The sequence below is a fragment of the [Mycoplasma] falconis genome (assembly GCF_006385795.1).
GTDB lineage: Bacteria > Bacillota_I > Bacilli_A > Mycoplasmatales > Metamycoplasmataceae > Metamycoplasma > Metamycoplasma falconis.
This window is the reverse complement of the sequence record NZ_VFSS01000001.1, coordinates 24,660-38,966: the sequence shown is the minus strand read 5'-3', so window position 1 is coordinate 38,966 and position 14,307 is coordinate 24,660. Positions and strand designations below refer to the sequence as shown.

Annotated in this window: 7 protein-coding genes and 2 tRNA genes; 8 read left to right on the top strand and 1 reads right to left on the bottom strand. The window is 29.3% G+C overall.

Annotated features, from left to right (window positions below):
* Positions 1-55 precede the first annotated feature (55 nt).
* The gene (mgtA, locus tag FJO69_RS06355) at positions 56-2,875 is read right to left on the bottom strand and encodes a magnesium-translocating P-type ATPase (protein ID WP_140781005.1); all 2,820 of its coding nucleotides are present in this window, start codon (positions 2,873-2,875) and stop codon (positions 56-58) included.
* A gap of 198 nt (positions 2,876-3,073) precedes the next feature.
* On the opposite strand from mgtA, the gene FJO69_RS00250 reads away from it, so the two are divergent.
* From FJO69_RS00250 to FJO69_RS06335, 8 genes are all read left to right on the top strand, one after another.
* Positions 3,074-4,258 (top strand): acetate/propionate family kinase, encoded by a 1,185-nt coding sequence (locus FJO69_RS00250; RefSeq protein ID WP_140781004.1) that lies wholly within the window; start codon positions 3,074-3,076, stop codon positions 4,256-4,258.
* A 48-nt stretch (positions 4,259-4,306) separates the two neighbouring features.
* Entirely contained in the window at positions 4,307-6,130 is a 1,824-nt protein-coding gene (locus FJO69_RS06350; RefSeq protein ID WP_140781003.1) for an ABC transporter ATP-binding protein, read from the top strand.
* Entirely contained in the window at positions 6,123-7,997 is a 1,875-nt protein-coding gene (locus tag FJO69_RS06345; RefSeq protein WP_140781002.1) for an ABC transporter ATP-binding protein, read from the top strand. Before FJO69_RS06350 ends, FJO69_RS06345 begins: the two co-directional genes overlap by 8 nt.
* A gap of 123 nt (positions 7,998-8,120) precedes the next feature.
* Positions 8,121-8,204: transfer RNA gene (locus FJO69_RS00235), tRNA-Tyr, on the top strand.
* 5 nt (positions 8,205-8,209) lie between these two features.
* A tRNA-Gln gene (locus FJO69_RS00230) sits at positions 8,210-8,284 on the top strand.
* An 82-nt stretch (positions 8,285-8,366) separates the two neighbouring features.
* The gene (leuS, locus tag FJO69_RS00225; RefSeq protein ID WP_140781001.1) at positions 8,367-10,778 is read left to right on the top strand and encodes a leucine--tRNA ligase; all 2,412 of its coding nucleotides are present in this window, start codon (positions 8,367-8,369) and stop codon (positions 10,776-10,778) included.
* Positions 10,779-10,896: 118 nt separating this feature from the next.
* Positions 10,897-13,572: an isoleucine--tRNA ligase gene (gene ileS / locus FJO69_RS06340; protein WP_140781000.1), complete on the top strand. Its 2,676-nt coding sequence runs from the start codon at positions 10,897-10,899 to the stop codon at positions 13,570-13,572.
* Complete coding sequence (locus FJO69_RS06335; protein ID WP_140780999.1) at positions 13,556-14,224, top strand: signal peptidase II; 669 nt, start codon at positions 13,556-13,558, stop codon at positions 14,222-14,224. The genes ileS and FJO69_RS06335 overlap by 17 nt, the downstream gene beginning before the upstream one ends.
* Positions 14,225-14,307: the final 83 nt, after the last annotated feature.

Here is a 14,307-nt window from a genome sequence, read left to right as displayed (position 1 = left end):
AAAATAAAAAAATTTTTAACAAAAAACTAGGTAATTTAAACCTAGTTAATTTTGATTATAAAAATGAACGATATAACTTCTTATAAATTACCTTTGTAATACCTACTAAACTAATATATGTAGTAATTATTAATAATAATCAAGCATAGAAAATTGGAGGTAGAGGTCTAATTCTTAATCCTGAATTTAAACCAGGGATATAAGGTGCAGCTGTCATAATTCCAACACCTAATAAAGTCATAATAATAACAGGGGTTGAAGCACTTGATTTAATAATAGGTAATTTATTAGTTCTTAAAAAGTGAATTACCAATGTTTGAGTTCACATTGAAGAAATTAGTCATCCGGTTCAGAATAATTCTTGGAAAGCTTCTTTTTTATCGTTGCTAAAATCGTGTGAGTATAATCCAAATTTTTCTGTTCCGTTATATTTAATACTTGGGATTAATACAAAGTAAAGAATTAAAAAGGTCATGACGTCAACTATCGAACTAGCTGGTCCAAATCATAACATAAACCTTCAAATCGATTTATGTTCCCAATTCCGCGGCTTTTGAATAAAGTCTTTATCAACATTATCCCATGGTAAAGTACCACAACAAAAGTCATAAACTAAGTTTAGGAAAATGATTTGTACCGGAGCCATCGGAATAAATGGCAGCATAATAGCGGCTATTAGTACACTAAAGATATTTCCAAAGTTTGAAGAAACGGTCATTTTAATGTATTTATTAATATTGGCGTGTGTTTTTCTACCTTCAACAATTCCGGTAGCCAAAACGTTTAAATCTTTTTCTAATAAAATGATATTTGCTGATTCTTTGGCTATATCGACGGCTGTATCAACCGAAATAGAAACGTCAGCAACTTTCATAGCAGGAGCGTCGTTAATACCATCTCCCATATAACCAACAACGTGCCCGTTTTTACGTAATATTTCAATAATACGAGCTTTTTGATCCGGACTTAATTTTGCAAAAATTTGTGTTTTTTCGACCGCAAAACCAAGTTCGGTGTCAGTCATTTCCATAATATCTTTTCCTAAAAGGATTTTTTCATATGGAATACCTACTTTTGAACAAACCGCTTTGGTTACCAATGGGTTATCTCCTGTTAAAATCTTAACTTCTACTCCAAGGTTGTGAAGTTTTTGAATAGCAACTTCAGCAGAATCTTTTGGTGGATCTAGAAAAGTTAAATAGCCGATTAAAGTCATATCTTTTTCATCGGCAACAGAAAGTTTTCCGACTGCTTCAATATTTGATTTTTTAGAAGCAATGGCAATAACTCTCATTCCTTCTTCACTGTATTCTTCAACTTTTCTTAAAACTTTTTTAATAATTTTTTTATCTAATTTAACTACTTTACCATCTAAATAAATCTTAGAACAAACACTAATAATTTCTTCGACAGCCCCTTTAGTAATTAAAGTAACCTTTTGGTTTTCGCTTTTTAGATATTTAACTAAAACAGACATTCTTTTTCTATGAAAATCAAACGGAATTTCGTCGATTTTTTCGTAGTGTAATTCTAGATTATCTAGCATTTTTTCGTTATCAGCTAAATCTAAGGTCTTTTTAATAATAGACTTATCTAATAAGTTTTTTAAACCTGTTTGATAATATGAATTTAAAAAAGCATATTTTAAAACGTGGCTATCTTCTTTACCGTTTACATCAAGATGTCTTTCTAAAATAACTTCATCTTGAGTAATCGTTCCAGTTTTATCAGTACATAAAATATCCATTGCTCCAAAGTTTTGAATTGAGTTTAAGCTTTTAACAATTGTTTTAGCTTTACCCATTGCAATTGCTCCTTTTGATAAACAAGCAGTTACAATCATCGGCAACATTTCTGGGGTTAAACCTACAGCAATAGAAATACCAAACATTAAAGCATTAATTCAAGCTTTTGAACCTTGTAAACCTTGATTTCTTAAACCAACAATTAAGAAAACAACAGGAATAATACATGCCATAATAATGGTTAACATTACTGAAATTTTCTTAATACCTTTTTCAAAACTAGTTGGAACTTGTTTTTCGTTAACCTTAGCGGCAACTTGTCCGATATATGTATCGTTTCCAGTTACTACTACAATCGCTTTTGCTGATCCTGAAATAATATTTGAGCCCATAAAAGCTAAGTTGGGACGATCGGTTACTGCGTCATAAACTTTGCTTGTATCGATAATTCCATATTTTTCGATTGCATCACTTTCCCCAGTTAGAGAAGATTGTGAAACGAATAAGTCTTTGGCGTTAATAATTCTAACATCACCAGGAATAATATCTCCGGCAGCTAGATGGACGATATCACCAACAACTATTTCATCCATAGGAATTTCTTTTAAAATTCCGTTTCTTTCGACCAAACAAGTCGTTTCAATAATTTCAATCAGCTTATTAGCTGACGAAGCACTTTTTTGCTCTTGTATAAAGTGAATAATACTACTTAAAATTACCATAATTAAAATAACGGTCATAGTAATTCAGTTAATACTTGTATCGGCGTTTGGATCTTTTTTTAGTTCTAAATAAGGAACAATAACATCAACCACCATTGATATCATCGCTAAAATAAATAAAATGATGTTAAACAAGTTAAAAAATGATCTAAATAATCTTTTTAAAACATTATCTGAACCTTTTTTAGAAATTTTGTTAACCCCGTATTCATCACGATTTTCTTCAATAATATCTTCTTCTGAAATTCCCTTAGAAGTTGAATTATATTTTTTTAATAAGTCTTCAACATTGCTATTAGAAGCCTCAATTAGCCGATTTTTAATAGCTAATTTTTTTTGTTCTAATTTGGAATTTTTTTGATTTTTAAGATCAACTATAACTTTTTGATCTTTTTGTTTTTTTGCCATTTCCACCTCCTTTTTTATATTCTTAAAATATTATTTATATTTTAGCACATTATATTTTAAACCATGGTTTATCATAGCAGACTTTTATGCAAAAATAAAGTTTAAAAATGGCAGAAACTTGACTTTTTTGAAGACAAAAAATAAAAATTAATATAATATAAACTAATAATTTATACATATATAAGTGAAAGGAAAATTATGTCAAAAATATTAGTTATTAATGCTGGCTCAAGTTCTATTAAATGAAATTTATTTAATGACAAATTAGAAGTTGAAGCCAAGGGTGTTGCCCAAAGAATTAAGATGGCAGAAGGAATTTTATCTTTATCTTTTAAAGATCTTAAAGAAGATATTAATACCCAACTTCCAACTTTTTTAGAAACTGTTAAAAAATTAGTTGCTCTTTGACAAGAAAGAGGAATTATTGAAAACTTTGACGACATCAGTCAAGTTGCTTTTAGGATTGTTAACGGTGGTCCTAATTTACAAAAAACTAGCGAAGTTAATGATCAAACCATTAAATATTTAGAAAATTCTTTAGATTTAGCTCCAGTTCATAACCCTGGTGCCTTAGAAGCAATTAAAGCTTTTAAAGAATTATTACCACACGCTAAAATGAGTATGCACTTTGATACTTCATTCCACCAAACCTTACCTAAAATCGCTTATACCTATCCAATTAATGCTAAGGTAGCAGAAGAATTAGGTATTAGAAAATACGGTTTTCATGGTTTAAACCACCACTACATCGCTTTAAAATGTGAAGAAATTTTTAACAAAAAAAATGTTAATGTAGTTAGCTTACATATTGGTAATGGAGCAAGTTTATGTGCTATTCAAGATGGTAAATCAATTGATACTTCTATGGGATTTACTCCACTAGCAGGTATTATGATGGGAACTCGTTCAGGAGATATTGATCCCTCAATCATTCATTACATTATGAAAGAAAAAAATATGAATATTGACCAAGTTATGAAACTTCTAAATGAAGAATCAGGAATGCTTGGAGTAAGTAAAGTTTCTTCTGACATCAGAGATATTCACGGCGTTAGAGGAAATGATGAACAAGCTCAATTTGCGATTGAACTTTATTCACAAAAAATTGCTGACTATTTAATTAAATATTTAAATAGAATCGAAGGACCAATTGACGGTATCATTTTCACCGCCGGTGTTGGTGAAAATGATGATTACGTTCGTGCTGAAGTAATTAAAAGAATTCATTTAATTCATTTAACTGTTAACGAAGAAGCTAACAAGAACCGTAAATACGGTGATTATAAATTAATTTCTACTCCTGAAAGTCAGCTACCTATTTATGTAGTTAGAGCAGAAGAAGAAATGCATATTGCCAAAGAAGCTAAAAAATTCTTTGAATAAAAAATTTTAATATAAAAAAATATATTTTAAAAATTGAAAGGAGGGCTAGTGCTAAAACTTTATAAATTACTTAGTGCTAAATATAAATGATATTCAGCTATCACTGTTTTTCTAACATTAGTACAAGTAGCAGCATTTTTAGTAATTCCAATTTTAATTGGTAATATTGTTGGTTTTATCGCAGCTAAAACACAAATACCAGCCGGCACACCAGCAATTCCTGTTGAAGTTGAAATTTTAAAAATCAAATTTACGTTTGCAAATCTTGATGAAGCAACAAAAAGTCTATCGATTTGATTTGTGATTTTTCTAGTAATAGGAACAATAAGTTCTTTATTAGCCTCAGTTGCTGCTTCTTATATTTCAAACGCAGGTGCTAGAGATATTAGACAAAAACTATGAGAGCATTTAGGCAGATTATCTGAAAAAGATATTGAAACATTTAGTCATGCTAAAATTCTTACTAGATTTACTATTGATATTAATAGAATTCAAATTGGGTTAATGTCATTTTTAAGAACTATGATTATTGGACCATGTAATCTTATTTTTGGATTAGTTTTTGGTTTATTAACTGATCTAAACTTATCAATCGTTTTTGGAGTTATGATTCCGGTTTTAGGACTAACTATGATTATTTCTGGTGCAGTAATTGCTCCACTATTTAAAAAAGAACAAAAAAATTACGATGATATTAATAACGAATCACAAGAAAGTATTTTAGGGGCTAAGGTTATTAAATCTTATAACCTAGAACATTTACAAAATACTAAATTTGAAAAAGCCAATTTATCTTGAAAACAAGTATCTAAAAAATCTTGATCTTCATTTAACTCAACATTTAACTTTATTAACTTATTTGCTAACTTAGCTGTTGCATTTATTTTATTTGTTGTTGGCAAAAATGCTCACTTAACTGCTAAAGACCCAATTACTTTTTCAAAAGTTATTGCTAATGCAACTACTTTTGTTAACTACGTAATGTTTATTACTATTGGTGTTGTTATGTCTTCGTTTGTTATTTTTAACATGTTTAGAGCAAGAGTTTCTTCAAAAAGAATTATGGATATTATGAATACTACTCCTGATATCGCTCATGTGGTTTCAGATAACAAGGTGACTGACGGTTTAATTGAATTTGACCATGTTTCATTCAGATACTACGATCATTCAGAAAAAAATGTTTTAGAAGATGTAACATTTAGTGTTAAACCTGGTGAAGTATTAGGTATTATCGGACCAACTGGTTCAGGTAAAAGTACGATTGCTAAATTAATGAATCTTGATTTTCAAACTATTTATGGAACTGTTAAAATCGACGGAAATGATATTAAAACTATCGATACTTATTCATTAAGAAAAAATGTGTCTCATGTTTATCAAACTCCATTGATTTTATCTGGTACTATAGCTTCAAACTTAAATTTAGCTAATCCCGATGCTGATTTGGGAATGATGGAAAATGCGGCTAAAAATGCTTGTGCTTTTGAATACATTAATAGATTTGAGAAAAAATTCGATCACGAAGTAGTACAAAAAGGAGCTAATCTTTCTGGTGGTCAAAAACAAAGATTAGCAATCGCTCAAGGAATTATTAAACGTCCTAAAATTTTAATTTTAGATGACTCGACTTCTGCTTTGGATGCTAAAACCGAAGCTCAAGTTAGAAAAAACATTCGTGAAGAATTTAAAAAAGAAAAAATTACTACTGTTATTATTGCTCAAAAAATATCATCAATTATTGATGCTGATAATATTTTAGTATTAGAACACGGAAAAATTATCGGTCAAGGTAAGCATGAAGAGCTTTTAAAAACCAATAATGTTTATCGTGAAATTGCTTTATCACAATTAGGAGGTGAAGATGTATAACTTAGACCCCTTAAAAAGTGAAAAAAGTTTAAAAAGAATGACTAAGCAAGAGAAAAAAGAATATTATGCTAAGTCAAAAGCCATCAAAAGGGAAAGTTTAAAGAAACTAATTAAATATTTAAACTATCGTCGTGGCATGTTATTTTGAATTATTTTTACAACTTTAATTTCTTCTTTATTAACAACTGCGGGTATTTTTCTAATGGGTCATATTACTGACCAATTCTTAAATAATTACCAAGTCATGGTTGTTGATTATGATAAAAATGCTACTTCATTTTTACTAAATGTTTTAGCTTTAATAGGCTTATATTTAGTACAACAATTATTTAGTTGAATTTCTAATGAATTATCGATTAAAGCTGGTATTTTAACGGCGACGATAATGAGAAACGATGCTTATAAAGCTATTATGAAAATGCCAATCTCATTTTTCGATGCTGTTAATAACGGAGAATTAATGTCAATTTTATCAAACGATATTGACAACATCTCCAATGGTCTTTCAGGAGCATTTAATGCTATTCTATCAACCATTTTTACCGTTTTAACTTCAATTGGTTTCATGTTTTATTATTCAGTTTATTTAACCCTAATTGTTGTTCCTATTTTTGCAATATTTTTAATTGTAGCTTTTGTTTTAATCAAAAAAGCAATGCCACAATATGCTAAATCACAAAAAAGAGTAGCGACTCTTAACGGTTATGTTGAAGAACATTTAGCGGCTCACCATACTATTAATTCTTTCTATCAAAATGAAGCAATTAATAAAGAGTTTGCAATTAAAAATAATAAATTATATAAATCTTCATACAAAGCAAGTATTTATTCAGGTATTATTTGACCTTACAGTAATGTTATAACTAACATTTTACAGCTTATTGCAGTAGGTATTGGTTCAGCTTTTGCTTTATCAGGAATTAGTTCGGGCTCAGGTCATGCTTTAGAACCAGGTGCTATTATGTCATTTGTTTTATACATTAGATTAATGGCAAACCAAATTGGAAGAAGCTTTGAAAATATTGCTTCTATCCAAATGTCAACTGTTTCATCTGCACGGGTATTACAAATTATTAATTTAAAACCAGAAATTGATGAATCTAAATTGAGTGAAATTAGTAGTGTTAAGGGTGATGTTGAATTTAAGGATGTAAGTTTTTCATATGTTAAAAACAGTCCTAAACTACAATTAAAAGATGCTTCATTTAAAGCTAAAAGAGGTCAATTATTCGCAATTGTAGGACCTACTGGAGCGGGTAAAACAACTATTATTAACTTATTATCTAAATTTTATGCACCAAACGGCGGAAGAATTACTATTGATGGTCATTTATCAACTGACGTTAACGAACATAGTTGAAGAAATCAAATGGCAATTGTCTTACAAGATACGTTCTTATTTAAAACAACTATTTTAGAAAATTTAAGATATGCAAATCTTGAGGCTAGCGATGAAGAAATTAAAGCGGCTGCAAGAATTTCGACTGCTGATGACTTTATTCAACAACTAGAAAATGGTTATGATACAGTTGTTGAAGAAGGTGGATCAAACTTTTCACAAGGTGAAAGACAGCTATTAGCTATTACCAGAGCAATTATTGCTAATAAAAATATTTTAATTATGGACGAAGCAACTTCAAACGTCGATACTAGAACCGAAAAAAATATTCAAAAAGCAATGCAAGAATTAATGAAAGGTAAAACTTCATTTGTTATAGCTCATCGTCTTTCAACTATTATTAATGCCGATCAAATTTTAGTAATTAAAGATGGACAAATCATTGAAAGAGGAAACCACAAAGAATTATTAAAACAAGGCGGTTTTTACGAAAAACTATATCACTCTTCATTCGATGAAGATGCTTAATAACTAATATTTATTTAATAATTGAAACGTAGATCAAGGTCTGCGTTTTTTATTGCAAAAATAGTAAAAATTTTTATTTAAGCTTTTTAAAAAATACTATATAATATTAAATGCAATTAGCACGGAGGGGTAGCGAAGCGGCCAAACGCGGGTGGCTGTAACCCACTTCCTCACGGTTCGGGGGTTCGAATCCCTCCCCCTCCACCATAAATTGCCCTTTAGCCAAGCGGAAAGGCAGCGGTTTTTGGTACCGCCATGCGTTAGTTCGAATCTAACAAGGGCAGCCATATCACGAAAGTGTTTTAAAAGTAGCGTAATGCTACTTTTATTTTTCTTTTTAAAAAGATGCTTTGATGTAAAATTGTATTTATGTATAATCATCGTGAAATAGAAAAAAAATGACAAAATTATTGAGAAACTAACAAAACTTTTAAAACAACTGAAAATCATAATAAAAAAGCATATATCTTAGATATGTTTCCTTATCCTTCTGGATCAGGTTTACATGTTGGACATCTTGAAGGATATACAGCCACTGATATTTTAAGTCGTTATAAACGTTTGAATGGTTACGACGTACTTCACCCTATTGGATGAGATGCTTTTGGTCTTCCTGCTGAACAATATGCAATTAAAACGGGGAATCATCCTGCTCCATTTACTATTAAAAATATCAATAATTTTAGAAGACAACTTAAATCATTAGGTTTTTCATATGACTACGATAAAGAAGTGGATACTACTGATCCTAAGTTTTATAAATGAACTCAATGAATTTTTAAGGAAATGTATAAACAAGGGTTAGCTTCTATCGAAGAAATTGATGTTAATTGATGTGAAGGGTTAGGAACTGTTTTAGCCAACGAAGAAATTTTAGTTGTTGACGGGGTTAGAGTTAGTGAAAGAGGATTTTTCCCAGTAATTAAAAAACCAATGAAACAATGAGTTTTAAAAATTACTGCTTATGCTGACAAACTTTTAGAAGGTTTAGATGAACTTAATTGACCAGAAAGTTTAAAACTTTTACAAAGAAACTGAATTGGTAGAAGTGAAGGACATCAAGTTACTTGAAAAGTTAATAATCGTAATTTTTCATTAGAAACATTTACTACTAGATTAGATACCTTATATGGTGTCGCCGCAGTTGTTATTTCGCCAGAACATCCTTTATTAATGAAATTAACTACTTCTGAATATAAAGAAAAAGTTAAAGCTTATGTAGAAAAAACTAAAGCTAAAAATGAATTTGAAAGAGTACAATTAGCCAAAGATAAAACTGGTGAATTTATTGGAACATACGTTGTTCATCCATTAACTAAAAAATTAGTACCTATTTGAGTAGCTGATTACGTTTTAATGTCTTACGGTACCGGAGCAGTAATGATGGTTCCGGCTCACGATGAAAGAGATTATCAATTTGCAACTAAATATAATTTACCTTTATTAAAAGTTATTGAAGCCAAAGATGATGAATTGCCATTTTTAAATAATGGGAAGCATATTAATTCTGGTTTAGCAGACGGTAAATTAATCGATGAAGCTAAGGAAATAATTTATGAAGAATTAGCTAAAACTAATGAAGTTAAAAAACAAGTAGGTTATAAATTAAGAGATTGAATTTTTTCAAGACAAAGATATTGAGGAGAACCGTTTCCTGTTTTATTTGATGAAGAAGATAATATCTATTTAGTTAAAGAACTAGTTAAATTACCTGAGATCGATAATATTAAACCTTCAGGTAGCACCGAAGGTCCACTTGCTAATGTCCAATCATGAATGAACGTAGTGATTGACGGTAAAAAATATCGTCATGATACTAATGTTATGCCACAATGAGCTGGTTCAAGTTGATATTACTTAGCTTACGTTTTAAAAAATCCAGATGGAAGCTATACTCCATTAAACAGTGAAGAAGCTAAAAAACGTTTTGAAAATTGATTACCAGTTGATCTTTATATTGGTGGTCAAGAACACGCTGTTTTACACTTATTATATGCTCGTTTTTGACATAGATTTTTATACGATTTAGGTGTTGTAAATACAAAAGAACCATTTGCCCAACTTATTAATCAAGGATTGATTTTAGGTACCGATGGACAAAAAATGTCTAAATCATTAGGTAATGTTATTAACCCTGATGATTTAGTAGAAAGCCATGGAGCCGACGCCTTAAGAGTTTATGAAATGTTTATGGGTCCTTTAACCGATGCTAAAGCTTGAAACGTCGATTCACTAAACGGAATTAGAAAATGATTAGACAAGATTTATAACACAATCGAAAGATTATTACAAAATGTTAAACTTTCAACTAAAAACGCAGAATTAGATTCTAATATTAATAAACTAATTCTAGAAGTTTCAGAAAATATCGAAAAAACCAAGTTTAATATTGCTATTAGTAAAATGATGGTTTTCATTAATTATCTTTCTTCGTTAGAAGAAATACCTTCAACTTTTGTTATTAAAAACTTTTTAATTTTACTTTCACCTTTTGCTCCACATATAGCCGAAGAATTAATGGAAAAAATAGGTGAAAAACCAGTAGAACAACACAGTTGACCTTTTGCCGAAGTAGATAAAATAATTAATGAAAATCCACGAATTGGCGTTCAAATTAATGGAAAAGTAAGAGGACAAATTGAAATCTTACCAAATGAAGATAATGAAGAATTATTTGCAAGAGCTAAGGCTATTCCAAGTGTTGCTAAATGATTAGAAGGCACACAAGTTGTCAAGATAATTTATAAAGAAGGCAAAATCTTAAACTTTATTGTTAAATAAAAATTTAAACTAAATACCGCGGTGTATTTAGTTTTTTACATAAGAAGACTAAATATAGTAAAATTTTTGTATATTATTTTATAAATAAAATAATCTTTGTTTATTATTAGGAGTAATTATGGAAGAAAAAAAAGATTACAAACAAACTTTATTAATGCCTCAAACTGAATTTTCTATGAAAGCTAATTTAGGTGAAAAAGAGGCAAAATATATTGCTAAATGAGAGGAAGATAAATTATATCGTCAACTTTTAGATCGTAATTTAAACAATAACAGTTTCGTTTTACATGATGGTCCACCATATGCAAATGGTAATATTCACGTTGGCCACGCTTTAAATAAAATTTTAAAAGATATTATTGTTCGTTTTAGAACTATGCAAGGATTTTATGCCCCTTATGTTGCGGGTTGAGATACTCATGGTTTGCCAATCGAACATAAAATGTTATCGGAAGCAAAAATGACAGCTAAAGATTTTTCTGTAGTTAATTTAAGAAAAAAATGTGCTGAATATGCTTTAAGTCAAGTAGAAAAACAAAAAGAACAATTTAAAAAGTTAAGTTTATTATCTGATTTAAAAGATATATATGTTACCTTAGATAAAAAAGTTGAAGCTAAACAATTAAGACTATTTCAAAAAATGGTTAATGATGGATTAATATATAAAGATTTAAAACCTATTTATTGATCTCCTTCTTCTCAATCTGCCTTAGCCGAAGCCGAAGTTGAATATGCTGATCATATTTCACCATCTTTATATGTAGCTTTTCCAGTTATTGAAGGCAATGAGTATGTAAATAAAGGTGATTATATCGTTATATGAACCACAACTCCTTGAACTTTAATTGCTAATTCAGGTGTAGCAATAAACAAAGATTTTGATTACGTTTTAGTTAAAAGAAATGATAAAAATTACGTTTTAGCAAAAGAACTATTAGAAAAAGTTGCTGAAGTTGCTAAATGAGAAAATGATTTTGAAATTATAAAAGAATTTAAAGGTAAAGAACTTTTAAATGTTAAATACAAAGGTCCAATTAATAAATTAATTTGTCCAATTGTCGAAGGACACCATGTTACCCTTGAAGGTGGAACCGGTTTAGTTCATATGGCACCCTTATTTGGGGAAGATGACTTTTTAATTGGTAATAAATATAATCTTGAAAAAATCATGCACGTTGAAGACGATGGGACTTTAAATGAAAAAGGTCTACAATTTGCCGGCGTATTTTACGATGATGCAAACCCATTAGTTGGTAAATTTTTAGAAGAAAATAACTTACTAGTTGCTTTTAAAAAGATTAAACACTCATATCCACATGATTGAAGAACACACTTACCAATTATGTATCGTGCCACTCCTCAATGATTTGTTTCTTTAAGTTCAATTAAAGAAGATATTCAAGGCGCTTTAGCTAAGGTTAAAACTTATAATGATTGATCTAAAAAACGTTTAAGTTTAATGTTAGAAAATCGTGAATCATGATGTATTTCACGTCAAAGAACCTGAGGTGTTCCAATTATTATTTTTTATGATAAAGACAAACAACCAGTTATCGATAATGAAATTTTCGATTATGTAATTAATTTAGTAGAACAATATGGCAGCGATATTTGATATGAAAAAACTGTCGATGAATTATTACCAGAAAAATACCGTGGTTTAGGTTTTACTAAAGAAACTGATATTATGGACGTTTGATTCGATTCTGGATCTACTTCTATTTCTGTTACACCAGGTAATATCGAAGCTCCTTTTGATTTATATCTTGAAGGTTCAGATCAATACAGAGGATGATTTAATTCTTCTTTAATTAATTCAGTGGCTTGAAGAAATAACAGCCCATTTAAAGCTTTATTATCACACGGTTTTGTATTAGATGGTAAAGGCAATAAAATGTCTAAATCAAAAGGCAACGTTGTAGATCCATTAGACGTTGTTAATAAATACGGAGCTGATATTTTAAGACTATGAGCTGCAAATTCAGAATATAGTGCTGACGTAACTATTGATGATAAGATATTAAGTCAAAATGTGGAAATTTATCGGAAAGTTAGAAATACAATTAAATTTATTTTAGGTGCTTTAAGTGATTTTGATTTTAAAGAATACGATTTAGATTCAATTCATGCTTTAATGAATGAAAGAATTGATAACTTAGAAAATAAATTGTTAAATAATTACGAACAATATCGTTTTGTTAACGTAATTAAAGATATTAATAACTTTATTATCGATTTTTCAAGTTATTACATTTCTATTTCCAAAGATATTCTTTATTTAAATAAAATTGATGATAAAGAAAGAAGACAAGTTCAATTTGTGTTTAACAAGCTTTTATTAGTATTAGTAAAAGCATTAGCACCTATTATGCCGGTTACTGCGGAAGATATTTATGAACACTACAATAACCCTATTAAGGAAAGTTCAGTTCATAAATTAAACTTCTTAACCCATAAACAAGAAAGCTTAATATTAGAAGAAAAATGAACTTCATTTTTCAATCTTAAAGATGAAGTTTATCGTCTAATTGAAGATAAAATTAAACAACAAGAAATTAAAAGACAAAATGAAGCTTTTGTAACTATTAATAGCGACGACGAATTTATTAAATCATTACCTTTAACTAAATTATTAATGGTAGCTAAAGTAGAATTCGGCTCTGAAAATAAAATTGAGAAAAAAGAAAGCTTTAAATGTGAAAGATGCTGAAACCATTTTGAAATTAATGATTTTAATCTATCGGAATCAATTTGTTCAAGATGTGATGAGGTAGTTAATGGAAAAGGAAAATAAAGTTAAGTTATTTAATAAAAAATGATGAGGACTTTACTGGAAAAATGTAGTTATCAATTTAGCGATCTTTTTTGCGATTTTTATTAGTTTTACTTTAATTGACCTTTTAACTAAATTATATATTTTTAAGTGAGAAGGTGAAACTCCACCATACGTGGAAGGAATTTCTAAACCAACTGCAACATGATGTAATTTTGTCATTTGAAAATCAGTTGCTCATGATGGTACAACGGTTGGTTGAATTAAAAGTTTAACTTTATTGCATATTATTAGTTTTGTAATTATTTTGGCAGGAATTTTCTTTTCTTTTTATTTAAAAGATAAAGCTTATCGCGGTGTTGTTGTCTTTTTAGCAATTGTAGCAGCAGGAGCATTTGGCAATATGTATGATCGTATGGCATATGGGCCAGTGAGAGATATAATTTATCTGCCTTGAGCTCCTTATGGAACCTTTAATTTTGCAGATGTTTGACTAGCAGGCGGAGCCGGTGCTTGTGGACTAACAGTTTTAATTACAATGCTAGTTTTATGATTAAAAAATAAAAAGAATAAAAATTCAAAAGCAGAAGCAGTTGAATTAAAAGAGCAAGGAGTTGCTTTTGATAGTTCAAAAACAAATGATTTACCACAAGATCCCAATCATTCATTTTAATAATCAAAATAGCTCGTTAATGAGCTATTTTTTTCTTACTTTTTTATTAAAAACTATATTTTTTTAAATTCTTTGATTTATTC